Consider the following 24,042-nt stretch of genomic DNA (forward strand, 5'->3'; position numbering starts at 1 on the left):
CGCTGGTGCAGAACCCGGGAATAAATCCAGGAGTCCACGGCAAACTAAATATGCGAATATTTTTAATATATCTATTTCAGGTGGCAGGATTGAATATATTGGCAGGGTCACCTATAATAAAGATAGCTAAACGGTTGCATTCCAGGGATAAACGGTCGATTATGACACCCGAATGGTCAGCCCGGGAGGTGGGGTCGATGGCCAAACCAGTGCAGTTGAAACCGGTGGAGTTGAATACTCCCAAAGGACTGGTGGTCTTTGAAGGACCGGTAACGGACAGCTACATTGACGGGCTCTCCATGAACGAGGGTCTTGCCAATTTCCGCCCACCGGACCGCCAGAAAGAAGCCCTCAAGCAAATTACCAATTTGCCTGACGGCATGATATTCATTGCCCGCCATGACAATGAAATAATCGGCTATGTCACCTTCCATCACCCCGACGATTTCAGCCGATGGTCCAAGCATCCGCGGGTGCTGGAAATGGGCGGCATTGAGGTAAGCCCGGCATGGCGTGGTTGTGGCGTAGCGGAAAACCTGATGAAACTGGCCTTTTCCCATCCTGCCGTAGAAGACTTCATTGTAATCACTACCGAGTACTGCTGGCACTGGGACACCAGAAACACCGGCCTGGATATCTGGGCTTATCAAAAGATGCTCACCAGGCTCTTCGGGAAAGTGGGCCTGCAAAAGGTAACCACCGACGACCCCGACATTCTGGAGCATCCCGCCAATGTGCTCATGGCCAGATTTGGTAAAAGCGTCGGCAAGGAAGATATTATGCTCTTCGAAGGCATGCGGTTCCTCAGAAAGTACGGAAAGGTAGTTAATATGGTGTAACGCCTGACCCGGTTGCGAAACCGGGTTTCTATCTTTACACCAGGTTTTTTTTCTTACCCCCAACACCCATTACTCCTGATCACAGAAATGCCTAAAAAATTTTTGGTCACATGCCGAATCACAGGAGGAACTCGCCAGTAAAAGAGCGAATATTTTAAACGTATGGTGGTCATACCATCAGACTACTTTCTCTTCGAGGGGGGAATTATATGTCCGTCGCACAGGCCATCGAAGCGTTACGCCGGGAACTGGGCAAAGAAAACGTCATTACCGCAACCGAAGATTTGTTCTGTTATTCCTACGACGCCACGGCCGACCTGCCCGAGCAAAAGCCGGATGTGGTGGTTACCCCGGAAAACGTGGATCAAGTGGTGAAAGTGGTCAAAATTGCCCGCCAGTATCGTTTGCCCATTTACCCCCGCGGTTCGGGAACAAATTTAAGCGGTGGCACAGTTCCCATCAAAGGGGGAATTGTGCTCAGTACCTTAAAAATGAACCGCATTCTGGAAATAGATCCTTCAAACCTGACGGCCACAGTGCAACCCGGGGTGATCATTCAAGATTTGAATAACGCCGTGGCCCCCTACGGTTTGATTTACCCGCCCGACCCGGGCACGGTGGCCACCGCCACCATGGGAGGAAGCGTGGCCGAGTGTTCCGGAGGACTGAGGGGACTCAAGTACGGGGTCACCAGGCATTACGTGATGGGGCTGGAGGTAGTTCTCGCGGACGGTGAGGTAATCCGGTACGGGGGAAAGACGGTTAAGAATGTAACGGGCTACGACCTGGTCCGGTTGTTTACCGGCTCTGAGGGCACCCTGGGGATCATCACGGAAATCATCGTCCGCCTGATCCCGGCACCCCAGGCCAGGGAAACCATGCTGGCCGGTTTCAGCCGCCTGGCCGACGCGGGAAATGCCGTTGCTGATATCATCGGTCAAAAGGTAATCCCGGCCACCCTGGAAATTATGGACCGGGTTACGGTGGAAACCGTAGAAAATTTTGCCCACGTCGGTTTGCCCACCGATGTGGCGGCCATCCTGCTCATCGAGGTGGATGGGATTCCCGAAGTGGTTAAATCCGAGGCGGCCGCCGTCAGGCAGGTTATTGCCAAAAACAGCGGGTGGATCAAAACGGCAGAAAATGATGAAGAACGGGAAAAATTATGGAGCGCCCGCCGGGCCGCCCTGCCCGCCCTGGCCCAACGCAAGCCCACCACCATCCTGGAGGACGCAACCGTGCCCAGGAGCAAGATCACGGATATGCTCCTGGTCGTGGAAGACATCGGCAAGCGTTACAACCTGGTTATCGGCACCTTTGGGCACGCCGGTGACGGCAACCTGCACCCGACCATCCTGGCCGATGCCCGCAACGAGGAGGAGATGGAGCGGGTGCGGGCAGCCGTGGAGGAAATCTTCCGCGCGGCTTTGAGCCTGGGAGGCACCCTTTCCGGGGAGCACGGGATCGGCATCGCCAAAAAGCAATTTCTCCCCTGGGAGATGGGCAATTCGGGCGTGCAGGTACTCAAGAAAATTAAGCAAGCCCTGGACCCGGACAATCTCCTCAATCCGGGCAAAATTGTAGATCTAACTTGAGGAGGAGCAAGCATGAGCATTTTTGACGGGTTGGCGGCGGTAGAAGAAGAAATACTTAAATGCATGAAATGCGGCAACTGCCAGGCTGTCTGCCCTTTATACCAGGAATCCCGGCGGGAGCCGGCCGTGGCCCGGGGAAAAATCCGCCTGGCCGCGGCGATTCTGGAGGGCAAACTGGAACCAACGGACGGGCTGGCCGAGCGCTTCGACCTTTGTCTCACCTGTCTGGCCTGCGTAGCTTCGTGTCCCTCCGGCGTGAAGGTGGACCGGATCATCCTGGCCGCCAGAACGGCCCTGACCCAAAAGAAGGGGCTACCCTTCATAAAGAAGGCCGTGTTTACCGGCCTCAGCCGCCCCCGCCTTTTTGATCTGGGGGTAAAAACCGCCGCCCGCCTACAGGGACTCTTATTTAAAAATATTGAGCCGGGAAAGATGCAGCCCCGCTTCCCTATCGGCCTGGAACTGCGCCGGATCGTCCCTCCTCTGGCACCGGTTCCTTTCCGGGACCAGGTGGCCGAAAAACATGCGGTCGAGCGGCCTGTGGCCACGGTGGCCTTCTTTACCGGCTGTATGACCAATTACCTGTATCCCGAGATCGGACTGGCCGCCCTGCGCGTCCTGAAAGCCCACGGGGTGGACGTGATTATCCCCCGTCTGCAACACTGCTGCGGCGCTCCCATCCTTTATAGCGGGGCGGCGGATATGGCCCTGAAAATGGCCAGGTCCCACGTGGATTTGTTCAGCAGTATTCAGGCCGATGCCATTATCACCGTGTGCGGGACATGCGGGAAAGCTTTCAAACACCTGTACCCGGAACTGCTGGAGGATGTTCCCGGATATAGTGAAAGGGCGCGGGAAGTGGCCGCTAAAATCCTTGATATAACCCAGTTCCTGCACAAGCTGCCCTTTAACCCGGAACTGTTCAGGGCGCCGGAATTGGCCGTCACCTACCACCAGCCCTGTCACCTGGGCCGCGGCCTGGGCGTGGTACAAGAGCCCCTCTCCATCATCCGGAGCATTCCCGGGGTCAATTACCTGCCCCTGATGGAACCGGCCCGGTGCTGCGGCAACGCCGGCTCTTTCAGCCTGACCCATTACGATTTGTCCTATCAGATTCTCACCCGCAAGTTAAAGGATATCGAAGACACCGGGGCACAACTGGTAGTGACCGGTTGTCCCGCCTGCCGGATGCACCTGACCGACGGGCTAGTCAAGAAGCAAATGCCCCAGAAAGTGGTACACACGGTTGAGCTGCTGGCCAGCTCCCTTGAGGAAAAGTAAAAGGGGGGTTCAACGCCCCCCTTACTTGTTGCCCTCACTGCCCGCAGGAGGATCGTAGCAGGGCCAGCATTTTCCCAGCCGTCCAGGCCAGCACCGCCACTCCGGCAAAATTGAGGGTGGGGCCCCGGGTTACCAGCTCTCCCTGTCTATCCGGCAGGTTTCCACGGCTAACGCGTTAACCTTCGCCCCGCACTCGCTCCACGCCCATGCCGGGCGCACACAAAAACTGACCCCGGACTAATCCGGGATCAGTTTTAACCCGTAAATCAAATGTTGTATAACAGGTAGTCATTATAGCAACCAGGCACGCTTTTACTGGTGCTCGCCAGCCCCCAGGGCTTCGTCAATTTGTTTTTGAAAAGGAATAGGTGCCTTTTGTTTTATGGCGGCACAGCGACAATGATGAGCGTGCCCGCAAGGCTTAATTTTTTTCCGATTGGTGGACTGTTCTACTTTTGTCGATCTAATAACAGTGAACATCGCTACCGGGGCAGCTCTCATCACTCCTCCACAGTGAACACATATGAGTTCCAATCCCTCCTTGGCTTCATAATCTACTAACACCGGGCGACTGGCATCACATTCACTACAAACAAAGTCGTATATAGGCATAATCAACCTCCTTTGCTAGATGGCAGTATAGGGGTGTACCATTGTGGTCACCCCTGTAAAAAAACGTAATCATTTTGCCGCTGGTACCTATTTGCGCGGCAATCTGCTCATTCATCGCTGCTCCGCCGGTCATCACCAGATACATGTCAGCTAGGCCTTTCTCTTGCTGCAAGATACTCTTTTACTAAGGAAACAGCTGCGTTGGCATCCGAACCATATCTGGCACCTATTTGCGCGGCAATCTGCTCATTCATCGCTGCTCCACCGGTCATTACCAGATACTTGTCGGCTAGACCTTTCTCTTTAAGTAATTCCACAGTTTTCTCTGCATAGGTAACAGATGAGTTAGTCATTACAGACATACCAATGGCTACAGCATTATTAGCTTCTGCTGCTTCTATAAACTCTTCAGGTTTAACGTTCTTGCCAAGGTCTATAACATTATAACCATTTGCCTTCAACATAAGAACCACGAGATTTTTGCCAATGTCCTGGGTGTTGCCGCGTACCAGACCTATTACGACAGTTTCTTTCTTGCCACCTCCTGAACCCGACGCTTCCAGCAGTGGAACAAGAATAGCCATAGCCTTTTCCATTGTCTTGGCAGATTTAAGCAAATCGGTCACGAAACGTTCGTTACGCTCATACAAATCACCGACCATTCTCATTCCAAGGGATAAACCGTTGAATATAATTTGCTGAGGGGTCAAACCGATTTCCAAACCTTTTTTAGTCCACTCTACAACCTTATCATCATCATGTTCCATAATCGCATCGGCCAGGTTAAAGTAAACCTCTTCTTCAGGAGTTTTCTTTACCTGAGTCTTTTGTATTCCCATTCTAACCATTTGATCGTTATCCGTTGATATTTTGCGCATACCCGGGTGTTTGGGGTGGCCGGGCAAATAAACATCGCTCAGGTCACCAAGGGCCTCGATGTCTATCGGGTACTTGATTGACGCGCAGGTTTCAATCAACGCGCGTAAGTTTTCTTCTGGAACAGTCCAGTCAATATCACAACCGGGCATGCAGACAAATCCGCCGTTATACCCCACTTCAACAGCCAGCTTCTTTACTTCCCTGGCAACATCCTCGGGAGTACCATGGACTAACGTTGAGTAGGGACAGACCGTACCCATCAGTGAAATTTTTTCTCCTATAGCACGCTTGGCATGGTCTGCTCCAGGGTACATATCGCCGTTAAAGTTAAAGGCGCCGCTATTGGCAATGTCGGACCAGATGGGTTGGGTAAAGGTGCATGTATGAAGGAGCCCGATACCGCCAATTTCCTTAATATAAGCGAATAACCTCTGCTGGTAAGGCAAGCCAAATTCTCTATACATTTCTGGTGGCAAAATATCACAGGAGCAGAATGGGTCAAGGATATTGACGACATCAACACCAGCTTCAAACATCATTCGACAGACATTTTTAACAACGTCAAGAGATAATTCTATAACCTCTTTAGCGAAATCTGGATCTTCAGCCAAATAAGTAAAAAAGTTGTCTGTTCCGGTAACCATCTGGGCGGTAGTAATCGGACCGCCAACGGGGGTAGCCAGTACGTGGGTATCTTTCCAGCCTTCTCTAATAAAGGTTCTTATTTCTTCTTGAATTGCTCTCAAACGGCCTTTTTCCGGATTAAAGCCATTCTTTAGGTAGTTATCTTTTAAACGGTAAAAAGCTTCTTTTGTAGGCGCGGGATGTTCAACTAACGAGGGTTGTGCATAGGGCAGGTATTCTAATATGGCACCCAGGTTCTCTACCGGGGTAAACAAGTCGGTTCCGGCAATCACCACGTCTCCACCGAATTTTTGATGAGCTTTAATTTTAGCTTTGGCCATGGCCTCACCATCGAACAGAACCTCATCAACTCTAACTCCCCCCTCGCGAATGCCCCTTGTCATTAACAACGGGTTTACGGGTACCTGATCCGGCAGCTCTTTCATAGTAACTGCCGCAAAAACTCTTTCCCGGCTGGTCATCTTGGGCATACTTACTCCCTCCTTAAACTTTTTGCATTATTCGTGAATTATAAGCAGTTTTTTAGACTTATTCGAATACACCTCACCACCTTTTTCCAGAATAAATTGTCCTTGCAAGTTTGGCTATGACCTTGAAAAAATGCGCTTTATATTAAAGGACGGGCAATCCTGTTGAAAATGTTTTCTCTATTGCCTCTTCAATAATGTTTCGAACCGGACCAATGTGACGCAATTTTTCAAAATCATCGCTGGAGAAATTGCGGATAAATGCAGCCCCGCGGATAGCCGCAAGCACTTCTTCTGCTGAAGACATATTGTCCAGGGGCCCGGCAATGACCGGTGCACTTTGAGCCAACTCTGTAATTAATAAGGCTATTCCAGCCTTGTCCTTATTCGTTACGGCTTCGCCCAAAGCACACAGGTCGTTTGATCCATGCAATATTATAGAAGCAGGCAGTTCCCGCCGCACTTCCATAACATTCATCCCTTTAGCATTGGTGTCCAGGTTAATTAACTCGATACCCAATTCTGCTATATCCCTCAGAATGGGTCGAATAGCTCCACAACTGTGAAAACAGATCGATGCCGGGGTTAACTGTCTAAGCCGGGTCAGCAACGAATGCATATACGGACGGACAAGATTACGGAAATCCGATGGAGAAAAAAACATACCGTCCTGGTAGCCCAGATCATCGTTATAAATGATGATATCCGGTTGTTCAGGAAGCGAACTCAACATGTAGTTATAGGCATCAAGAATAGTTTCCAATGACCAATTAAGGAGGGCTGTGGCGATCTGCCAGTTTTTATCAGCAATGTCTTCCATAAACCGCCAGGGGTTACGCAGCATAAAGCTCAGATCTAAGAGGCCTGGGCAAGGAGCATCTGCAATTAAAATGCCAGCGTTTCTAAATTCCGGTTCAACAAGCTGTACTTGGTTACGCCATTGGGGTTTAGGGTAATGTAAAATATCCTTAAGCCCTGCAGTTTCCAAAGGATGGCTAATTGGTGATAAAAAACCTTCGTCTCTTTGCCATTGAACGCCAAAAGCATCAGTAAAAGGTTTATCGGTTATCACCGGGGGGTCAAATAACAGACCGGTACGGATGAAATCAGAGCCCAAACGGATACACTCCATTGGTGCCAAAGGCAGAGTTTCGTAAATAGGATGTGCCACCGAACTGTCTTTTCGCAAATGCGGAAGTGCACTGGCCCGAATGCCGGTGAGGGATGTTGTTCCAATGTCAATTAGTGGTGGACCATTCCAGTTTCCGGAAAGCAATTCTGCTAACTTTATCCGGAGTGACATTACTCCATCTCCCCTGATAGCTTGAACATATTCCATAGGGGATGACTTTCCGGCAGTTTATGCCCGTCCAGTTCCTTAGCCGCAAATCCATAAAATACTTCTGCAGTCCCCGACACATGGGCTGCTATTGCAGCCTTCTCAATGATGCCGTAGTGCAAATAGTCTGCACCGGCTGCACGACAGACGGCAAGGGCCGTTGCTAAAGACAGGTTTACCCATTCCCGGCCTAACTTTTTCACGCTGGTCCATTGTGGAAAACAGTTAGAAAAGGCACAACCCACAGGATAACCGAAACGTTCCCGTACAGCCTGAATTTGGCGGATATTTAAACCTATCGAAGGTGGGTCCATGGTGCCCACATCAACAATCGGAGCTGCTACACCAATCTCCTTTAACATAGGGTGATAATAGTTTTCAATCATTTCGCAAGTTCCCTCAGGGGTAGGATTACCAACATCGCTGGCAAGAATCATGACGGCAGCCGGGCGGTGCCGACCAAGTACTTCCAATTCTTCGTCTTCGGTATCCTCATTAAGTGAAGCATAAATAGAGCGATTTAGAATGCCAAGTTTAGCAGCCGCCTCAAGCCCAGCTATACGGGCCTCAGCCTCAGTAGCATTTATTAATAAAGGGAGGCTTGTACGCGCACTAACAAATTCCAAAAAACGTTCCATAGCTTTAGATGAAGCGGCAATGATGTCAAAGGCCATTTGGACCCCATATCGCTTACTGAGTTTATTTACACGGTCCACCAATTCTGCCGCCCGGGATTTATCAAACTCACCGGCAAAAGGATCGGAAACAATAGAGTGTTTGTCGTAGAAAATACTTCCTACCACCAGGCCGGTTGTTGAGCCCAGTGGTCCCCCTATCGTAGCGTCACCAATCTTAAGTACATGACAGTCTACCAACATCAATTCCTCCTTCTTATAGAATTAAGTCTCTCGGAAATAAAGCTTCCTTTATGCTCAAGGTTTTGCACCTTGGACTTTTTTGTTTTTCCTAAATTTTGTTTATCGATAATTAGAACAACTGTTCTTTGGGTTTTTCGAAAATCGCCCCCTAATTGCAATGAATGTAACATTTTTCAGCCTACTAAAAGAAGTCTTAATATTTTTTTGGTAACTACAGGTTTTTAAGTCTTTGCAAAATTGAATCATTAAGGCTAAAGACCACCGCCCCGATCGGGTGCAAATTATTGTAGGATCATTCAAAATATAATAATGTATATCATAGAATGTTATTGTATTCTATTGTATTATATTGTATTACAGTGTATAGTATCTACCCAAATTTGTCAAGGTTTTAATTGAAAATTTTTCTTCCATTCAATGGTTGATTTACCAATATAGGGCACTTTTCATCAAACACCCCTCCAGCGCGAGCCTTGCATTCCGCCGAGGAGTGTGAGGTCTCATGTTAAATACTGGCCACGTTATAGGAACAGTCATTCTTTTCGTTGCCGGCCTGATTAAACTAACTAAGGAAATTTTATAATAGAGTTTGAAGAATGATCTAAAAAACAATCAGGGGTAGTCTGCCCTAAAACAGAACTATATATCATATCTTATTATTAAAGTAATTTCCAGCTTATTTTTTAACTTTGAAACTGCATTATCTCTTTGTAGTGAATGAAAAAGTTGTTCATAACGCAAATGCCTTTTTAGTCTATTGACCTTGCCAAGTACGATAAGCTGTGGTATGATTAATTTAAAAGCATACATCGGTAATATTGCAAGTTTTTCACAATAACTCATTAAATGGAGTGGGAGAAGGCCGTTTGTTATGAATGAAGAATTATTAACTGTCGATGAAGTAGCTCAGATCTTGCGAACAACAACTAATACGATCTACCGGTGGCTAAGAGCCGGAAAACTGCCCGGTATTAAATTGGGCAAAGAATGGCGCATAAAAAAAGAAGCCTTGGAATTAAAACTCAATGAAAACAACCAGGTCAATCAGTTGAGCCGGAGTTTTCTGGATATCATTAACCCCCAGCATGACCATGTATTGGCTATCACAAACAGTAAAGATAACCTTTACAATCTAGAAGCGGAATTTTTTAAAAAAGGGTTGTCTAAGGGATATCGCTTGTTCAAAGGATGTTGGTGGCAAAATCCCGATGACGTTAGGCAGGAGTTGACACAAAGAGGATTACCCGTTGAAGACCTTGAAGCAAAAAATTCCCTGGTGATAGTTGATTTATTAGCACAATACAACCGTTCCGGAAAAAACGGCCCTGTTCAAATATGGGCCAATGAAATTGAGAAAACTGTTGGGCTAGGTTATACAACTATGTGGGGTTCAGGTTCACCGCATCTATTATCCTGCGGGGGACATTTTCCGAACCTGGTTGAATTTGAACGTTCTTTGGACGATGTACTGAAGAAGCTACCTGTAGTTGGTATCTGTCCTTATATTTTTGAGGATATCAGGTCTGATTGTTTTGGCCAGTTAATTGAACTAATGAAGCATCACAACAGTGTTGTTTTTTATAATGATGAATCAGCAACACTATTAAAAAATTACCCGGTTAAATAGGTAATGCCGGTTATTATCTGTTTTTAACCGGCGTTTGAAAAGCTCGGTAGATTGTTGAGCCAATTGCATCGAGTAGGAGGGGCGGCTAGCTAACCTACCAGGAGCAGTCGGCAATGGCCATCGGCCAGGGGGTCATATCCGGTTTTCTCCGGATTAATTAAGTTTAGTTTTATTCTGGTTGCTTAATTTTTCCACAGCCTTCTCCAGCATCTCCACGGTCATGGGCCCGGTGTGTATGTCCCGGATGATGCCTTCCCGGTCAATAAAGAAAGTGGTGGGAATGGCCCGCACCAGGTATTCCTGGGCCGTAATGTTGTGGGTGTCCAGCAAAACCGGGAAGGTGTAGCCGCCGGCTTTCAAAAAGTCCTTTACATGGGCGGCAGATTTTTCGCTGGCCGTGAGGTTAACTGCCAGCACCTGAATTTCCCGGCCCCTTTTTTCATAGAAACTCTGGATGGCGGGCATCTCCTCCCGGCAGGGAGGACACCAGGTGGCCCAGAAATTGAGCACTACCGGCCGGCCTCTAAAGGAAGAAAGGGAAACCGCCTTCCCACCGGTGGCGGTGAGGGTGAAATCGGGGGCCCGCTGGCCCACTTCCGTGCCCGTTTGAACTCCGGTCTCCTCTTTTACGGCAGCGCCGGGTGGTGTGACGTCCTTCCCCCTTTCCTTGCCAAAGGACCAAACGTAAGCAGCAATAAGGCTTAAAATCACCACAGAGAGGATGACCACAAAAAACAGCCTCTTATTCACCTTCAGAGCCTCCTCCTATCATCAAAGAGAAAATGGAACATAGCCCGAGAGGCGGGCGAAGGAATTGGTAAGCACCAGCAAACCCACACCAATCATCAACCAGCCGCCCACCCTGGTCACCAGGGGCAAAAGGGAAGCATGGCGGCGCAAAGCCTGCACCAGGTGGCCCACGCCCAGGGCGGCTATTAAAAAGGGCAGGGCCAGGCCCAGGGCATAGATTACCAGCAGGTAGGCTCCCTGGATAAGGCTCTCGCTCTGGCCGGCCAGCAGTAAAATCGAAGCGAGAATAGGGCTGATGCAGGGCACCCAGCCGGCGGAAAAAGCCATGCCCATGAGCAGCGAGTTTAACCAGCCTGCTTTTTGGGGTACAAAATGAACCCTCTTTTCCCTCATCAGCCAGTTAAGGCGCAACAGGCCTGCCATGTGCAGCCCGAAGAAGATAATCAACAATCCGCTCACCTGCCGCAGCAAGTTTTGGTGGCGGAGCAACAGTTTGCCCAGGGCGCTGGCGGAAAGCCCGAGGGCTACGAAAACCAGGCTGAAGCCGGCCACAAACAAAAGGGCGTTGGTCAGGAGCCAAAAACGCAGGCGCACCGTCCCCGGTGCCGTTAACTCCGTTACCGAAACTCCGGTTAAATACGCCACGTAGGTGGGTATTAAAGGCAGTACGCACGGGGATAGGAACGAAACCAGCCCGGCGAGAAAGGCCGCCCCCAGGGAAACGTCTACTTCCGGCAACAACAACCCCCCCCTGTTCCAGTATTTGCCTTAACCCCTGCCCGCACCGTACCAGGGCTCCCCGGGAAGAAGATGCTCATTGCCGGGAGAACCGCAAGGCTTCCAGGCAGAGAAATATCTATATATCGCAATTATACGATACAAATGCCGGGAAGAAAAGAAAAAAATCCCGGGTTGACCGGGACAGCAGGCAGGAACACTAAAGTACCGTGATGCTGTCTATTTCCCCGTCTTTCAAGCGCACCTCCACCTGGTACCCTTTGACATCCTCCAAAGCCACCAGCTTGCCGTTGCGGTCTAGAATTGTGGCCCGGGATGCCAGGGAATAGGTGAAATAACGGCTGTTGATCTCCAGGGTGACCCGCCGGCGCTCCTGGTTTACGCTGGACACCCGGCACTGCACGGTGAGGTTTTGATCGTCCAGCACCTCTATTTCCGTTACCCGGCCGTCTTCAACCCGGATGCTGATCCTCGAGCCGGGAACGATGTCGCTCAAGTTAATCTTATCCCCATCCCGCAAAACGGTGGCGCTTGTGGAAACTTCGTATTCCATTTCCAGGCCGCCGGTGGTGACAATGGTTACCCACGGCCGGGGATACAAAACAAAGTATTTCAACGTGCCCTCAAAATCGCCCTTTTTCTCGTCCAGAACTTCAATGGTAATTATATAACCGCGGCTGTCCACCTCAAAGTTTACGTAATCCCCCCGGCGCAGTTCATCCAGGCTCACCGGGCGCCCGTCCTTGATCACTTCCACCCTTTCATCCAGCTCGTAGCGTTTTTCCTCATCTCCCACGTACAGGTATATGGCCTTACTGTGCACCCGGGAAACCATGCCGCTCTGCCCGGTAAGCACATCGGAAAGGAGATTAATCTGGAATATGGTCTTGTTCATGACCACAACTTCCACCCGGTCGCCGCGCTTTAATTCGCCGTAGCTCATCCCGCGGATGAAGTTCCTGGTTACCTGCACCCGGGGGTTCACTTTGTATTCCGTCTCTTTACCCTGTCTTTTGAGGGTTAAGGTAGAGCTCCCCGCTTCCACCACGGTACCGCTGATTCTCTCCGGCGCGTATACTTCTATCCTGACAATCCGGTTGTTCTCGTCCAGGCCGATTTCCACGTAGTCATTTTCCACCACCGCGGAAGCGGCGATTTCCCTGCCCGCCCTGATCAACCGGGCATCGTCCTCCACCGGGTAGGTGAGCCGGTTCCCCTCACTGGTTTCCAGGGTGAGGGAGTAACCCCGGCTGCCTCTGGCAAAGGAAACGACCACCCCTTCCACCGTGGTCTTTATAGAAGCGGAACCCTCCACTAAAGATGCATAACGGACACGGTACTGTCCATCGGTAATGCACTTCAGGCGGTCGCCGGTATTCAGGGACCCCAGGGTAGTGGTCCCGGAGGCGGTGAACACGGTCATATCCACGGGCAAATAGACGGTTTTTTCTCCCTCCAGGTTGCGTAAGACGACTTTCTGTTTATCCATATCTATGGAGGCAACCCGGCCCACCACCAGGTTCATGGGTGCCGGCGGGGGCACCAGTTTCTGGTCAATCAACCGGGATAAAATGGCGCATAATTGGGCCCGGGTAACGGGCTCGTTGGGTAAAAACATGTTGCCGGGCATCCCCCGCATGATGTTGTGTTTCACTACGGCTCCCACGTAGCCCCGGTATTTCTCGGGTATCTCACCGGTGTCAAAAAAGGTTACATAGCTGGAATCGGGGGTCAAGCCCAGGGCCAGGCAAACCAGGGCCGCCACTTCCACCCGGCTGGCCAGCCGCCGGTTAGCTATTTGCGGCAGGCCCTGCCGGGTAAGCATGCCCTTTTCCACCGCCAGAGCCAGGTGCCCTTTACCCCAGGTCACCGAAGGGTGAAACTGCAGGCCGGAAAGGTTTGCCCCGCCGGCTTTTTCATTTAACCCCAGCGTGTTGAGGATCATCACCACCGCTTCCAGCAGGGTTACATTATTGTTGGGACGAAATTCCTCCCCGGGATACCCGTGCACAATATCGTAAGCGTTCATTTCCAGCATGACCTTTTCCGCCCAGTGACCCCGGATATCTTTAAACGGCCCTCCCGCTGCCAGAGCCGCATTTCCAGAAAACAGGCCGGAGAGTAAAACCACCACGGCCGATAACAGGGACGTTAAGCGCAACTTCATGGGCAACAAAACCACCCCTCCCCTTGGTTCATTTTGCCTGTTTCCCTTCGACGGGGAGGGAGGAAAATCCTGCAAATTTTCTATAAAAAGATAGCCCGTCCCGGGCCAATCGATCAGGTGCAGGTAAGGGACTATTTAAACAGGCACCTTCCCCGGAACGGGCTTTAACTTTACGTAAGGTATGATCAGGCTTTTCTTTCCCCGGTCACTTCCCGGATGCGTTGCAGGATTTCTTCCGGGGACTTCCCGGCGGCGTTAATTACCGGAGCATAGGTGGTAATGGTCGGGTTGGTGGCCAGAGCCAGGGTGTGTTCTTCCTCCCTGGCATCGATGTCCCCGGTAACGACCATGGCGGCCGCACCCAGGGCATTGGAAGGACTGACCACCTCGTACCCCTGAGAAGCCAGAAAATTTCTTACTTCTTCCAGGTTGTCCTGAACGGCAATTTTCATTTCAGCATCCACCTTTCTTTTATCTTTGATATTTTCCCTGATTCACCAAGATAGTGTGACCATACTCACAGATTTCTATTGCCCTGAAATATTATGATCAATTCAACACCGGAAAAAGGAGGAGTGTCCCATGGCCATCTGGAAGTGTCCCGGACAGGACCGCAGCTTCTGGAAACCTGAAGATATATTTGAGTCTCCCTGCCCCCACTGCGGCTACAGCATCGAGTTCTGGAAAGATGATATAACCTTGCGCTGCCCCAATTGCAAGCAACTGGTGGGCAATCCCAGGTTCGATCCCGGTTGTGCCGCCTGGTGCTCCTATGCCAGCAAATGTCTTGGCGAAATGGCCAAAACAATTCAAAGCCAGCCCCAGATCATCCGGAACCGCCTGGAAGTAGCGCTGCGCAAAAAACTCAGGCCGGAGGACCATGACTTGTTGAACCGGTCCTTGAATGCGGCCCGAAAGGCGGAAGCAACGGCCCTGGCCGAAAAAGCAGATCCCCTCATTCCAGTGGCGGCCAGCCTGGTCGGTCCGGCCGCCCGGGTAAAGGGCTGGTCCCGGGAGGAAGTGCTGGCCCTGCTGGGGGAAGCGGGTATTGACGAAAACACTGCCGGCAGGATATACCAGTTGCTCGAGGCCGGCGATGACGCTGGCAATCCCTATCGCAAGATCATCGACCAGGCCACGGCCTGAACCAACCTCTAACCTCCATTCCCGGCCCTTTTTCCCAAAGGGCCCTTTTAACTTGCCGGGGACTTCTTTCCCTGCTATGCTAGAAGGGACAGATTGTACCGGGAGGTTCGCGCATGAGCAAAAGCTTTTTGCCCATGATGCTGACCGTAACTGCATCAGTGGGGGTGTATTACTTCTGGTCGGTATTCCTGGGATTGAATGATAGTGCCGGTATGGCCCTGGGCGTAGGCACGGCCGTGGTTTTATCCGCCCTCTTCGCCCGTTTTCGCGCCAAAAAATGATAAAAGGAAGGGAACCTGCCCTTCCTTTACTAATCTTAACTCCGTACAGGCATTATCGCTTGGAGTACTGAGGCGCCCGGCGGGCCTTCTTCAGGCCGTACTTCCTTCTCTCCTTCATCCGCGGATCCCGGGTGAGGAAACCGGCCTTTTTCAGCACGGGACGCAGGTTGGGATCGGCCTGGACCAGTGCCCGGGCAATGCCATGCCTTACCGCCCCGGCCTGGCCACTGACACCGCCGCCCTTGACCCGGGCCAGCACATCAAAACGCCCTTCCGTTCCTGTCAGTTCCAGGGGCTGCCGCACCAGCACCTCCAGGGTCTTGCGCCCCAGATAGACTTCCACCGGCCGGTCGTTGATGATTATCCGGCCTTCGCCGGGAACAAGGTAAACCCGTGCCACGGCATTCTTACGCCGCCCGGTACCATAAAACTTTATGACAGCCATTGCTGACCTCCTTCCCCTCGCTACATGGACCAAACTTCTGGTTTCTGGGCCTGGTGGGGATGATTCTCTCCCCGGTACACCCGCAATTTTTTGGCCATTCTGGCGCCGAGCCGGTTGTGAGGCAGCATCCCCACAATGGCCTTACGTACGGCCAGTTCGGGACGTTTGGCCAGGAGCTCATCGTATCCCGTCACCTTTAAGCCGCCGGGGTAACCGGAGTGGCGGATGTACTTTTTCTTCTTGAGTTTGTTGCCGGTAAGGATCACCTTTTCGGCATTGATCACAATGACGTGATCCCCCGTATCCACGTGGGGCGTGAACTGGGGGCGGTGTTTACCCCGTAAAATACGGGCGGCCTCGGCGGCCAGCCTCCCCAGGGGCTTATCCGTGGCATCGAGAATGTACCACTTGCGCTCTATTTCACCTGGCTTGGCCATATAAGTTTTATTCATGCCAGCTCACCTGGTACAGCCTAGCATACAGGCGGCCTCCCCCTGACCAGGTTTTCGCTCCTTTCGGCTGGATTTGCCCACCCCTTTTGCGTGGGCGGCACACTGGGGAGACCCGGTTGTTGTTTAAATACCGGATCCCGGGCTAGAGGGCACAAAACCCGGGTGAAAAAGAACCGGAAGTAAAAGGAGCTTCCATTCTTTCTGCCCCCAACCCCGGGGCTCGTCGGGCCGGGGCAAAAACCCACATAATAGTATTTTAATGCCTCGCTTTGCCAGTGTCAAGAACGCGTTCTTTGCGGTGCGCTGCCCTGCGCCGACCGCAGTCCCTTCAGTACTCCACCCGCTCCAGGCACAAACCTTCGGGCGGCGCGGTGGGACCGGCCCGGGTGCGGTCCCGGGCGGCCAGAATAGCCGGTATGTCATCCGGGTCCCGTTTTCCCAGCCCCACTTCGATCAGCGTACCAACCATGATCCGCACCATATTGTAAAGAAAGCCGTTGCCGCGAAAGGTTAAGTGGACCAGCTCTATTCCTTCCCGGAAGACATCCACAGCGAACAGGGTGCGTACAGTATTTTTTATTGGCGAGCCCGCAGCTTGAAAGGAGGCAAAATCGTGCGTCCCCACCAGCTTTTGAGCTGCTTGCGCCATGGCTTCCACGTCCAGGGGGCGGGGCACAAAGTGGCTGTACAACCGCCAGAAAGGTGAAGGGATGCGGCTGTTGTAAATGGTGTAGCGGTAGGTCTTGGCCAGGGCCGAATAGCGGGCGTGGAACTCCGGGCCCACCTCCTCCGCCTTCAGGGCGGCAATGTCCCGGGGCAGCATGCCGTTTAAGGCCAGGACAATGCGATCCGTGGGAATACTCCACCCGCAGGCATCAAAATTCACTACCTGGCCCCGGGCATGGACCCCGGCATCGGTACGCCCGGCACCGGTCACCCGTATTTCCCTGCCGGCTAGGCGCCGCAAGCACTTTTCCAGAACCTCCTGGATGGTCACCAGGCCCGTACCCCGCTGCTCCTGAAACCCGTGGTAATTGGTCCCGTCGTAGGCAATGGTCAGCTTAATGTTCCGCAAGGTTACCCCCACCAGCGCAAGGCCAAAGTAGCCAGAAACAACGCCCCCGCCCCGGCCAGCACGGCGTAATCCCGCCGCTCATAGCGGAGCTGGTGCATGCGGGTGCGGTTTGCCCCCGCCCGGTAGCAGCGAATTTCCATGGCCGTAGCCAGCTCCTCCGCCCGGTGAAAGGCCCCGGCAAAAAGGGGCACCAGCAACGGCACCAGCCCCCGGACGCGCTGGAGCAAGCCGCCCCGGGTAAAAACCGCCCCCCGGGACTGCTGGGCCTTGATGATCTGCTGGGCCTCTTCCAGCAGCGTGGGCACAAAGCGCAGGGCAATGGTCATCATCATGGCCAGGTCGAAAACCGGCACCCCTGCCCGCTGCAGTGGTTTCAAAAGGCTCTCCAGGGCGGCAGTCAGCATCAAAGGAGAGGTGGTCAGGGTTAAAAGTGAACTGAAAACAATCAACAGGGTCAGGCGCCACAGAATCTGTCCCCCCAGGACCAGCCCCTCCCTGGTTACATGGAGGGGTCCCAGGGCCAGCAGGGCCTGCCCGGGAGTGAAAAAAAGCTGCAAAATCAGGGTTAGCGTGAGGATAATCCAAAAGGGGCGCAGGATGCCCACCAGAAGGCGCGGGGACGTGCCGGCAAGCCCCAGGGCCAGCAGTGTACCCAGGGTTAATATGGCATATCCTACCGGCCGGTTGCACACCAGCACGGCCATGATCATCACGGCACAGGCCAGGATTTTGGTCCGGGGATCCAGGCGGTGGATAAAGGACCGGCCCGGGATATACTGTCCCAGGGTAATACCGCTTAACATCATATTATATCACCGGGCATGCTCTACCGGGCGGTGCCAGTTTTTTCAGCTCCGTCTCAGCCTCGTCCAGGGTCAGGACACCGGTATTAACGGGCAGGCCCCTTTGCCGCAGGCGATACATCAGTTCGCCGGGCATGGGGACATCCAGCCCCACCGCCCGCAGGTCTTCGGGATCGCCGAAGACATGGCGCGGGGTCCCCTGGCGGAATATTTTTCCCCGGTGGAGTACCACCACCCGGTCGGCATACCGGGCGGCATCTTCCATGTGGTGGGTGATCACCACAATCGTATGGCCGTGCTGCTGCATTACTTTGAGCATTTGCCAGATCTGTTCCCTGGCAGCCGGGTCCAGACCGGAGGTGGGCTCATCCAGGACCAGCACCCGGGGGCGGTAGGCCAGCACGCCGGCCAGGGCCACCCGCCGCCGCTGGCCCTGGCTCAGGACAAAGGGCGACAGCTTGTCAAACCTGGCCGGGTCCAGGCCCACCATTTCCAGTGCCCGGTAAACCCGGACCGCGATCGCCCCCTCATCCAGGCCCAGATTGCGGCACCCGAAGGCCACCTCGGCAAAAACGTTCTCCTCAAAGAGCTGCTGTTCCGGGTTTTGAAAAAGCAAACCAACCGTGCGCCACAAATCCCGGCGCACCCGTTTATCCCGGGTATCCCGGCCGTCGACCAGCACCCGGCCGGCGGTGGGCAAAAGCAGCCCGTTGAAGTGCTGGACCAGGGTGGTTTTGCCCGAACCGGTAGCCCCGGCCAGAACGACAAATTCCCCTTCCTCTATCCGCAGGGAAACATCCTCCAGGGACGTCAGAGCAAGGGGAGTACCGGGGGCATAGATATGGGTAAGGTGTTCCACCACGATCATTACTGCTGCCCCCATCCAGTTTCAGACAACAAATCTGCCAGACAGGCAACCAGGTCGTCTAAAGTCAGAATACCGGCTGGGATGGGCCACCCGGCGGCACGCAAACGCCAGGCCAGTTCCGCCGGTCCGGGCAGGGCCAGGCCAATTTTTCGCAGGATTTCCCGTTGACTGAAAACCTGTGCCGGTGTCCCCTCCAGCACCAGCCGGCCCCCGGAGAGGACCCAGACCCTGTCCGCAAGGACAGCCTCTTCCATAAAATGGGTAACCAGGACTACGGTCAGGTCTTCTTCCCGGTTCAAACTCAAGAGCGTCTGAAGAACCTCCCGCCTGCCGGCAGGGTCCAGCATGGCCGTAGGCTCGTCCAGTACCAGGCAGGACGGCTTCATGGCCAGGGCACCGGCAATGGCCAGCCGCTGCTTCTGTCCCCCGGAAAGCAAATGGGGAGGGCGCAGCCGCTGGTCCACAAGCCCAACCAGGGCCAGGGCCCGGTCGACCCGCCGCCGCACTTCTTCCGGAGGCAGGCCTAAATTTTCGGGGCCAAAAGCCACATCTTCCTCCACCATCGCCGCCACCAGCTGGTTGTCCGGGTTTTGCAGGACCATCCCCACCCGGCACCGGATCTCCCACCGGTTGGCCGGATCGGCTGTAGATAGCCCGTTCACCGTTACGGTTCCCCGGGTCGGCAGGAGCAGGGCATTAAAGTGACGGGCCAGGGTAGATTTGCCCGAACCATTGGGGCCAATGACGGCCAGCAATTCCCCCTGGCGAATATCACCGTTAATATCTTGCAGGGCAACTCTTTCCCCGGGCTGGCCAGGGTGATAAACATGGCTCAACCCCCGGATGGAAATCACTGCCTTACACAAGTTCCAGGATCACCATGGGTGCGGCATCGCCCCGGCGGTAACCCATCTTGACAATGCGGGTATAGCCGCCCGGACGGTCGGCATACCTGGGAGCCAGGTCGTTAAAGAGCTTGCGTACCACCCGCTCATCGTAGATGTAAGCCAGAGCCTGGCGCCGGGCTGCCAGGTCACCCCTTTTCGCCAGGGTAACCATTTTATCGGCAATGCTTTTAACTTCCTTAGCCCGGGGTTCGGTGGTCTGGATACGGTTTTCGCGGAAAAGGGACGTAACCAGATTCCTGAGCATGGCCCGGCGGTGACCGGTGTTACGTCCCAGCTTCCGATACGCCATTTTTTACTCCCCCCTTACTCATCACTTTTGCGCAGGGACAGGCCCAGCTCACTTAGCTTGTTGATTACTTCTTCCAGGGATTTCTTACCCAGGTTGCGCACCTTCATCATGTCTTCCTCGTTGCGCTGGATCAGTTCCTCCACCGTGTTGATGCCGGCGCGCTTCAGGCAGTTGTAGGAACGGACGGAGAGATCCAGCTCTTCAATGGTCATTTCCAGGATCTTGTTCTTCTTTTCTTCCTCTTTTTCAACCATGATCTCTACATCTTTGACTGCTTCGGTGAGACCGATGAACAGGCGCAGGTGTTCACCCAGGATTTTGGCCGAAAGGCTGGTGGCTTCATCAGGCCTTATGCTGCCGTCGGTCCATACTTCCAGGGTGAGCTTGTCGTAGTCGGTGCGCTGACCCACGCGGGTGTTTTCCACCGTGTAGTTGACCTTACGTACCGGGGTGAACACGGAATCCACGGGGATCACGCCGATGATATGCTCTCCCTTTTTATTCCTTTCCGCCGGTACATAGCCCCGCCCTTTGGCTACGGTAATTTCCATGAACAGACGGCCGTTGGGGGCAAGGGTGGCAATATGCAGGTCGGGATTTAAAATCTCCACATCCTGGTCGTGGATGATATCGCCGGCCTTGACCTCACCTTCCCCCTTGGCCTCAATCCGCAGGATTTTTTCCTCATCGGTATGCAGCTTCAGGCACAGGTTCTTCAGATTGAGGATGATGTCGGTTACGTCTTCCCGCACGCCGGGAATGGTGGAAAACTCGTGTAGCACACCCTCGATTTTTACCGAGGTGACTGCCGCCCCGGGAAGGGATGAAAGCAGGATCCTGCGCAGGGAATTACCCAGCGTGATCCCGTATCCCCTCTCCAGGGGTTCCACCACAAACTTGGCGTAGGTGTTATCGGGACTGCTTTCCACGCACTCAATTTTGGGCTTCTCAATTTCCAGCATACGGCAACCCCCTCAAGTGCCGGTTCCGGCCGTAAGAGTTTACCAAGGCCATTACCTGGAGTACAGCTCCACAATCAGGTGTTCCTGCACGGGAGTGTCAATCTGGTCCCTGGTTGGGAGGGCCACCACGCGACCTTGTGCCTGATTTTCTTCATACTCCAGCCAGGGTGGGGGTGTCCTGTCGGCCGCCCGCTCCAATAATTCCTTAATGCGCGGGGAGTCCTTGCTCTTTTCCCGTACCGCAATTACGTCGCCAACCCGTACCAGGTAGGAAGGGATATTCACCTTCCGGCCGTTAACGGTAAAGTGGCCGTGGCGTACCAGCTGCCTGGCTTCCATGCGGGACGTGGCCAGTCCCAGGCGATAGACCACATTGTCCAGGCGTCTTTCCAGCAAACGGAGCAGGTTTTCGCCGGTAATCCCCGGCTGGCGCTCGGCACGCTCAAAGTAATTGCGAAACTGGGTTTCCAGCACCCCGTAGATACGCCGGGCCTTTTGTTTTTCCCGCAACTGCAGACCGTATTCACTGATCTTGCGGCGCGCCTGCCCGTGGGCGCCCGGTGGATAGGGCCGCCGGTCAATGGCACACTTGCCCGTGTAGCAGCGGTCCCCTTTCAAGTAAAGCTTGATACCCTCACGGCGACACAGACGGCATTGCGGACCTGTGTATCTGGCCATCTAGTTCCTTGATACCTCCTTAAACTCTCCGGCGTTTTGGCGGCCGGCATCCATTATGGGGAATGGGTGTAACGTCTTTAATCAGGCTTACTTCCAGCCCCGCCGCCTGCAGGGAGCGGATGGCCGCTTCCCGGCCCGCCCCGGGGCCCTTGACCATCACTTCTACCGTTTTCATACCGTGTTCCATGGCCTCCCTGGCTGCCGCCTCGGCGGCCATCTGGGCGGCAAAGGGCGTGCTCTTCCGGGAACCCTTGAATCCCACGGTCCCGGCACTGGCCCAGGAAATGGCGTTGCCCCGCGTGTCAGTTATGGTCACGATGGTATTATTAAAGGTAGAACGGATGTGGGCCACCCCGTGTTCTATATTCTTGCGCTCCCGCCTTTTAGTACGTGCTGCTTTTCTGGCCATTTTACCTTACCCCCCTTTATTTCTTCCGCCGCACACCCACAGTTTTCCGCGGACCCTTGCGCGTCCGGGCGTTGGTTTTTGTGCGCTGGCCCCGTACCGGGAGGCCCCGGCGGTGACGCAAGCCCCGGTAGCAGCCGATTTCGATGAGCCGCTTAATATTCATGGCCACTTCCCGGCGGAGATCGCCCTCCACCCGGTAGTTCTTCTCAATGACGTCCCTTAAGCGGTTGACCTCGTCTTCGGTGAGGTTGCGGACCCGGGTATCGGGGTTAATTCCTGTCTGGGCCAGGATTTTCTTGGATGTGGGCCTGCCGATGCCGTAAATATAGGTCAGGGCGATCTCTACCCGCTTATCCCTGGGCAGGTCAACCCCTGCAATACGAGCCATGCGTGAAAACACACCTCCATTAACCTTGTTTTTGCTTATGCTTGGGATTTTCACAGATTACCATCACTTTACCATGACGGCGGATAACCTTGCATTTCTCACAAATGGGTTTTACCGACGGGCGCACTTTCATTTGTTAAACCTCCTTTGCCCGGACCATCACCTTATTTATAACGGTAAACAATCCGACCGCGGCTCAAATCATAGGGTGACAGTTCCACCAGCACCCGGTCACCGGGTAAAATGCGGATAAAGTTCATGCGAATTTTACCCGAAACGTGAGCTAAAACTTTATGTCCGTTCTGCAGTTCGACGCGAAACATGGCATTGGGAAGTGGCTCAATCACAGTGCCCTCAACTTCAATAACATCCTTTTCCTGTTTGGACATGGGCTTTAGCCAACCTCCTTTCCGGAGCCGTTTAGCTGTGCTCCAGTGTTTCATCCGATGGTATGCCAGGCGCAGGTGTTGCCTGCCCGTAAGTTTCCAGCAGTTCTTTCAGCGCCCTGCGGACATCCAGATCGGTAATCCGCTGGCCCGTGCTTGCCTTGTGGGCAATATCGCCGGCCACCAGGGGATAAACTTTTAAATGCTTGACGTTTTTCAACTTCGGCCCGCCTACCCTGCGGTCCGCCCCATTGACCACCCGTACCCGTGTCTCGTTGACGCGGTCGAGAATGAGGTAGAATTTGCCGTAATCCCGGCCGGCAGTAGAGCTCACCAGCCGGCCCGGCGTGAAATAATCCTTCACCGGGATCACCTCCAGTTACAACCGGGTAAGGATCTCCGGCTCACCATCGGTGATGGCAACGGTGTGCTCGAAATGGGCCGACAGCCTGGAATCCCTGGTTACCACCGTCCAGTTGTCCCCAAGGGTGCGCACCTCATGGGTACCCGCATTGACCATCGGTTCAATGGCTAAAGTCATTCCCGCCTTCAGCCTGGGACCCCGTCCCGGCTTTCCGAAGTTGGGCACCTGTGGCTCCTCATGCATGCTCCGGCCGATACCGTGGCCCACGTATTCCCGGACCACAGAGAATCCGTGTTTTTCCACATAGCTCTGTACGGCATGGGAAATATCCGACAGCCGGTTACCCTGCCGGGCAAAGCGAATGCCTTCGTACAGAGCTCCTTCGGTTACGGCCAGCAGTTTTCTTGCCTCCGGGGAAACCTCGCCTACCGGAAAGGTGGCCGCACCGTCCCCAAAATATCCATTTATTTCCGCCCCGACGTCAATACTGATAATATCTCCACTTTCCAGTTTTCTTAAACCGGGGATGCCGTGCACCACCTGCTCGTTGACCGAGGTGCAGATGCTGGCCGGAAAACCATAGAGGCCCTTGAACGCGGGCCTGGCACCCCGGGCCAGGATAAAGTCCTCAGCCAGCCGGTCCAGTTCTGCGGTGGTCACCCCCGGTTTAATGGCCCGGGAGAGTTCGCCCAGGACACCCGCCACCACGCGGCCGGCGTCGCGCATGTAGCGCAGTTCCCGCTGCGACTTGATCATAATCATTTATAAGGT

General features: G+C 53.6%; 29 protein-coding genes. 6 read left to right on the forward strand and 23 right to left on the reverse strand.

Annotated elements, in window-relative coordinates; genetic code table 11:
- The first annotated feature begins 197 nt into the window (after positions 1 to 197).
- The 3 genes from J2Z49_RS05980 to J2Z49_RS05990 all read left to right on the forward strand — a co-directional run bounded on the left by J2Z49_RS05980 (position 198) and on the right by J2Z49_RS05990 (position 3,715).
- Positions 198 to 839, forward strand: a complete 642-nt coding sequence (locus J2Z49_RS05980) for a GNAT family N-acetyltransferase (protein ID WP_307400789.1) — start codon at positions 198 to 200, stop codon at positions 837 to 839.
- Positions 840 to 1,048: 209 nt separating this feature from the next.
- On the forward strand, positions 1,049 to 2,434 hold the full coding sequence (locus J2Z49_RS05985; protein ID WP_307400792.1) for an FAD-binding oxidoreductase: 1,386 nt from the start codon (positions 1,049 to 1,051) through the stop codon (positions 2,432 to 2,434).
- Positions 2,435 to 2,446: 12 nt separating this feature from the next.
- A complete protein-coding gene (locus tag J2Z49_RS05990; RefSeq protein ID WP_307400795.1) occupies positions 2,447 to 3,715 on the forward strand; it encodes a (Fe-S)-binding protein in 1,269 nt (422 codons plus the stop codon).
- Positions 3,716 to 4,027: 312 nt separating this feature from the next.
- On the opposite strand, the gene J2Z49_RS05995 is transcribed toward J2Z49_RS05990, so the two are convergent.
- The 4 genes from J2Z49_RS05995 to J2Z49_RS06010 form a co-directional block, all read right to left on the reverse strand.
- Positions 4,028 to 4,327, reverse strand: a complete 300-nt coding sequence (locus J2Z49_RS05995; protein ID WP_307400798.1) for an FmdB family zinc ribbon protein — start codon at positions 4,325 to 4,327, stop codon at positions 4,028 to 4,030.
- 146 nt (positions 4,328 to 4,473) lie between these two features.
- Positions 4,474 to 6,321, reverse strand: a complete 1,848-nt coding sequence (locus tag J2Z49_RS06000; protein WP_307400799.1) for an MtaA/CmuA family methyltransferase — start codon at positions 6,319 to 6,321, stop codon at positions 4,474 to 4,476.
- A 142-nt stretch (positions 6,322 to 6,463) separates the two neighbouring features.
- The gene (locus J2Z49_RS06005) at positions 6,464 to 7,657 is read right to left on the reverse strand and encodes a uroporphyrinogen decarboxylase family protein (protein WP_307400805.1); all 1,194 of its coding nucleotides are present in this window, start codon (positions 7,655 to 7,657) and stop codon (positions 6,464 to 6,466) included.
- Complete coding sequence (locus J2Z49_RS06010) at positions 7,621 to 8,535, reverse strand: tetrahydromethanopterin S-methyltransferase subunit H family protein (protein WP_307400915.1); 915 nt, start codon at positions 8,533 to 8,535, stop codon at positions 7,621 to 7,623. The genes J2Z49_RS06005 and J2Z49_RS06010 overlap by 37 nt, the downstream gene beginning before the upstream one ends.
- 871 nt (positions 8,536 to 9,406) lie before the next feature.
- Between J2Z49_RS06010 and J2Z49_RS06015 the strand changes: the two genes are divergently transcribed.
- Positions 9,407 to 10,162 carry an MEDS domain-containing protein gene (locus tag J2Z49_RS06015; RefSeq protein ID WP_307400808.1) on the forward strand — a complete coding sequence of 252 codons (756 nt, stop codon included), beginning with the start codon at positions 9,407 to 9,409 and terminating at the stop codon, positions 10,160 to 10,162.
- A 153-nt stretch (positions 10,163 to 10,315) separates the two neighbouring features.
- Here the strand turns inward: J2Z49_RS06015 and J2Z49_RS06020 are convergent, their stop codons facing one another.
- The 4 genes from J2Z49_RS06020 to J2Z49_RS06035 all read right to left on the reverse strand — a co-directional run bounded on the left by J2Z49_RS06020 (position 10,316) and on the right by J2Z49_RS06035 (position 14,269).
- A complete protein-coding gene (locus J2Z49_RS06020) occupies positions 10,316 to 10,912 on the reverse strand; it encodes a TlpA family protein disulfide reductase (protein ID WP_307400811.1) in 597 nt (198 codons plus the stop codon).
- 21 nt (positions 10,913 to 10,933) lie between these two features.
- On the reverse strand, positions 10,934 to 11,650 hold the full coding sequence (locus J2Z49_RS06025; RefSeq protein ID WP_307400814.1) for a cytochrome c biogenesis CcdA family protein: 717 nt from the start codon (positions 11,648 to 11,650) through the stop codon (positions 10,934 to 10,936).
- 199 nt (positions 11,651 to 11,849) lie between these two features.
- Positions 11,850 to 13,817, reverse strand: coding sequence for an S-layer homology domain-containing protein (locus J2Z49_RS06030; protein ID WP_307400918.1), 1,968 nt, complete (start codon positions 13,815 to 13,817; stop codon positions 11,850 to 11,852).
- Between the two features lie 185 nt (positions 13,818 to 14,002).
- Positions 14,003 to 14,269: a YkuS family protein gene (locus tag J2Z49_RS06035; RefSeq protein WP_307400816.1), complete on the reverse strand. Its 267-nt coding sequence runs from the start codon at positions 14,267 to 14,269 to the stop codon at positions 14,003 to 14,005.
- 130 nt (positions 14,270 to 14,399) lie between these two features.
- Here J2Z49_RS06035 and J2Z49_RS06040 point away from each other — a divergent pair, with 130 nt between their 5' ends.
- Positions 14,400 to 14,963: a hypothetical protein gene (locus tag J2Z49_RS06040; protein WP_307400819.1), complete on the forward strand. Its 564-nt coding sequence runs from the start codon at positions 14,400 to 14,402 to the stop codon at positions 14,961 to 14,963.
- Between the two features lie 113 nt (positions 14,964 to 15,076).
- Positions 15,077 to 15,244 (forward strand): hypothetical protein, encoded by a 168-nt coding sequence (locus J2Z49_RS06045; RefSeq protein WP_307400822.1) that lies wholly within the window; start codon positions 15,077 to 15,079, stop codon positions 15,242 to 15,244.
- A 52-nt stretch (positions 15,245 to 15,296) separates the two neighbouring features.
- Here the strand turns inward: J2Z49_RS06045 and rpsI are convergent, their stop codons facing one another.
- From rpsI to map, 15 genes are all read right to left on the reverse strand, one after another.
- On the reverse strand, positions 15,297 to 15,689 hold the full coding sequence (rpsI, locus tag J2Z49_RS06050) for a 30S ribosomal protein S9 (RefSeq protein WP_307400825.1): 393 nt from the start codon (positions 15,687 to 15,689) through the stop codon (positions 15,297 to 15,299).
- A gap of 20 nt (positions 15,690 to 15,709) precedes the next feature.
- A complete protein-coding gene (gene rplM / locus J2Z49_RS06055) occupies positions 15,710 to 16,141 on the reverse strand; it encodes a 50S ribosomal protein L13 (RefSeq protein WP_307400829.1) in 432 nt (143 codons plus the stop codon).
- A gap of 328 nt (positions 16,142 to 16,469) precedes the next feature.
- The gene (truA, locus tag J2Z49_RS06060; RefSeq protein WP_307400832.1) at positions 16,470 to 17,216 is read right to left on the reverse strand and encodes a tRNA pseudouridine(38-40) synthase TruA; all 747 of its coding nucleotides are present in this window, start codon (positions 17,214 to 17,216) and stop codon (positions 16,470 to 16,472) included.
- A gap of 2 nt (positions 17,217 to 17,218) precedes the next feature.
- Positions 17,219 to 18,022, reverse strand: a complete 804-nt coding sequence (locus tag J2Z49_RS06065; RefSeq protein WP_307400835.1) for an energy-coupling factor transporter transmembrane component T family protein — start codon at positions 18,020 to 18,022, stop codon at positions 17,219 to 17,221.
- A 1-nt stretch (position 18,023) separates the two neighbouring features.
- Positions 18,024 to 18,887 carry an energy-coupling factor transporter ATPase gene (locus J2Z49_RS06070; RefSeq protein ID WP_307400837.1) on the reverse strand — a complete coding sequence of 288 codons (864 nt, stop codon included), beginning with the start codon at positions 18,885 to 18,887 and terminating at the stop codon, positions 18,024 to 18,026.
- Positions 18,887 to 19,753 carry an energy-coupling factor transporter ATPase gene (locus J2Z49_RS06075; RefSeq protein ID WP_307400841.1) on the reverse strand — a complete coding sequence of 289 codons (867 nt, stop codon included), beginning with the start codon at positions 19,751 to 19,753 and terminating at the stop codon, positions 18,887 to 18,889. The genes J2Z49_RS06070 and J2Z49_RS06075 overlap by 1 nt, the downstream gene beginning before the upstream one ends.
- Positions 19,746 to 20,084 carry a 50S ribosomal protein L17 gene (rplQ, locus tag J2Z49_RS06080; RefSeq protein WP_307400844.1) on the reverse strand — a complete coding sequence of 113 codons (339 nt, stop codon included), beginning with the start codon at positions 20,082 to 20,084 and terminating at the stop codon, positions 19,746 to 19,748. Before rplQ ends, J2Z49_RS06075 begins: the two co-directional genes overlap by 8 nt.
- A gap of 14 nt (positions 20,085 to 20,098) precedes the next feature.
- Entirely contained in the window at positions 20,099 to 21,046 is a 948-nt protein-coding gene (locus tag J2Z49_RS06085; protein WP_307400846.1) for a DNA-directed RNA polymerase subunit alpha, read from the reverse strand.
- Between the two features lie 51 nt (positions 21,047 to 21,097).
- Positions 21,098 to 21,724 carry a 30S ribosomal protein S4 gene (rpsD, locus tag J2Z49_RS06090; RefSeq protein ID WP_307400849.1) on the reverse strand — a complete coding sequence of 209 codons (627 nt, stop codon included), beginning with the start codon at positions 21,722 to 21,724 and terminating at the stop codon, positions 21,098 to 21,100.
- 19 nt (positions 21,725 to 21,743) lie between these two features.
- Entirely contained in the window at positions 21,744 to 22,133 is a 390-nt protein-coding gene (gene rpsK / locus J2Z49_RS06095; protein WP_013824037.1) for a 30S ribosomal protein S11, read from the reverse strand.
- 16 nt (positions 22,134 to 22,149) lie between these two features.
- Entirely contained in the window at positions 22,150 to 22,521 is a 372-nt protein-coding gene (rpsM, locus tag J2Z49_RS06100) for a 30S ribosomal protein S13 (RefSeq protein WP_072868799.1), read from the reverse strand.
- A 19-nt stretch (positions 22,522 to 22,540) separates the two neighbouring features.
- Positions 22,541 to 22,654, reverse strand: a complete 114-nt coding sequence (rpmJ, locus tag J2Z49_RS06105) for a 50S ribosomal protein L36 (protein ID WP_013824039.1) — start codon at positions 22,652 to 22,654, stop codon at positions 22,541 to 22,543.
- A 31-nt stretch (positions 22,655 to 22,685) separates the two neighbouring features.
- A complete protein-coding gene (gene infA / locus J2Z49_RS06110) occupies positions 22,686 to 22,910 on the reverse strand; it encodes a translation initiation factor IF-1 (protein WP_013824040.1) in 225 nt (74 codons plus the stop codon).
- A gap of 31 nt (positions 22,911 to 22,941) precedes the next feature.
- On the reverse strand, positions 22,942 to 23,271 hold the full coding sequence (locus tag J2Z49_RS06115; protein ID WP_307400858.1) for a KOW domain-containing RNA-binding protein: 330 nt from the start codon (positions 23,269 to 23,271) through the stop codon (positions 22,942 to 22,944).
- A 15-nt stretch (positions 23,272 to 23,286) separates the two neighbouring features.
- Complete coding sequence (gene map, locus J2Z49_RS06120) at positions 23,287 to 24,033, reverse strand: type I methionyl aminopeptidase (protein ID WP_307400860.1); 747 nt, start codon at positions 24,031 to 24,033, stop codon at positions 23,287 to 23,289.
- Positions 24,034 to 24,042: the final 9 nt, after the last annotated feature.

Origin of the sequence: Desulfofundulus luciae (assembly GCF_030813795.1) — a bacterium.
In the GTDB taxonomy this organism is placed as follows: Bacteria; Bacillota; Desulfotomaculia; order Desulfotomaculales; family Desulfovirgulaceae; genus Desulfofundulus; species Desulfofundulus luciae.

Excerpts from the sequence above, each read along its gene's own strand:
- J2Z49_RS05980 (WP_307400789.1), top strand. The coding sequence starts at position 198 with ATGGCCAAACCAGTGCAGTTGAAACCGGTGGAGTTGAATACTCCCAAA.
- J2Z49_RS05985 (WP_307400792.1), top strand. The coding sequence starts at position 1,049 with ATGTCCGTCGCACAGGCCATCGAAGCGTTACGCCGGGAACTGGGCAAA.
- J2Z49_RS05990 (WP_307400795.1), top strand. The coding sequence starts at position 2,447 with ATGAGCATTTTTGACGGGTTGGCGGCGGTAGAAGAAGAAATACTTAAA.
- J2Z49_RS05995 (WP_307400798.1), bottom strand. The coding sequence starts at position 4,327 with ATGCCTATATACGACTTTGTTTGTAGTGAATGTGATGCCAGTCGCCCG.
- J2Z49_RS06000 (WP_307400799.1), bottom strand. The coding sequence starts at position 6,321 with ATGCCCAAGATGACCAGCCGGGAAAGAGTTTTTGCGGCAGTTACTATG.
- J2Z49_RS06005 (WP_307400805.1), bottom strand. The coding sequence starts at position 7,657 with ATGGAATATGTTCAAGCTATCAGGGGAGATGGAGTAATGTCACTCCGG.
- J2Z49_RS06010 (WP_307400915.1), bottom strand. The coding sequence starts at position 8,535 with ATGTTGGTAGACTGTCATGTACTTAAGATTGGTGACGCTACGATAGGG.
- J2Z49_RS06015 (WP_307400808.1), top strand. The coding sequence starts at position 9,407 with ATGAATGAAGAATTATTAACTGTCGATGAAGTAGCTCAGATCTTGCGA.
- J2Z49_RS06030 (WP_307400918.1), bottom strand. The coding sequence starts at position 13,817 with ATGAAGTTGCGCTTAACGTCCCTGTTATCGGCCGTGGTGGTTTTACTC.
- J2Z49_RS06035 (WP_307400816.1), bottom strand. The coding sequence starts at position 14,269 with ATGAAAATTGCCGTTCAGGACAACCTGGAAGAAGTAAGAAATTTTCTG.
- J2Z49_RS06040 (WP_307400819.1), top strand. The coding sequence starts at position 14,400 with ATGGCCATCTGGAAGTGTCCCGGACAGGACCGCAGCTTCTGGAAACCT.
- J2Z49_RS06045 (WP_307400822.1), top strand. The coding sequence starts at position 15,077 with ATGAGCAAAAGCTTTTTGCCCATGATGCTGACCGTAACTGCATCAGTG.
- rpsI (WP_307400825.1), bottom strand. The coding sequence starts at position 15,689 with ATGGCTGTCATAAAGTTTTATGGTACCGGGCGGCGTAAGAATGCCGTG.
- rplM (WP_307400829.1), bottom strand. The coding sequence starts at position 16,141 with ATGAATAAAACTTATATGGCCAAGCCAGGTGAAATAGAGCGCAAGTGG.
- J2Z49_RS06065 (WP_307400835.1), bottom strand. The coding sequence starts at position 18,022 with ATGATGTTAAGCGGTATTACCCTGGGACAGTATATCCCGGGCCGGTCC.
- J2Z49_RS06070 (WP_307400837.1), bottom strand. The coding sequence starts at position 18,887 with ATGATCGTGGTGGAACACCTTACCCATATCTATGCCCCCGGTACTCCC.
- rplQ (WP_307400844.1), bottom strand. The coding sequence starts at position 20,084 with ATGGCGTATCGGAAGCTGGGACGTAACACCGGTCACCGCCGGGCCATG.
- J2Z49_RS06085 (WP_307400846.1), bottom strand. The coding sequence starts at position 21,046 with ATGCTGGAAATTGAGAAGCCCAAAATTGAGTGCGTGGAAAGCAGTCCC.
- rpsD (WP_307400849.1), bottom strand. The coding sequence starts at position 21,724 with ATGGCCAGATACACAGGTCCGCAATGCCGTCTGTGTCGCCGTGAGGGT.
- rpsK (WP_013824037.1), bottom strand. The coding sequence starts at position 22,133 with ATGGCCAGAAAAGCAGCACGTACTAAAAGGCGGGAGCGCAAGAATATA.
- rpsM (WP_072868799.1), bottom strand. The coding sequence starts at position 22,521 with ATGGCTCGTATTGCAGGGGTTGACCTGCCCAGGGATAAGCGGGTAGAG.
- rpmJ (WP_013824039.1), bottom strand. The coding sequence starts at position 22,654 with ATGAAAGTGCGCCCGTCGGTAAAACCCATTTGTGAGAAATGCAAGGTT.
- infA (WP_013824040.1), bottom strand. The coding sequence starts at position 22,910 with ATGTCCAAACAGGAAAAGGATGTTATTGAAGTTGAGGGCACTGTGATT.
- map (WP_307400860.1), bottom strand. The coding sequence starts at position 24,033 with ATGATTATGATCAAGTCGCAGCGGGAACTGCGCTACATGCGCGACGCC.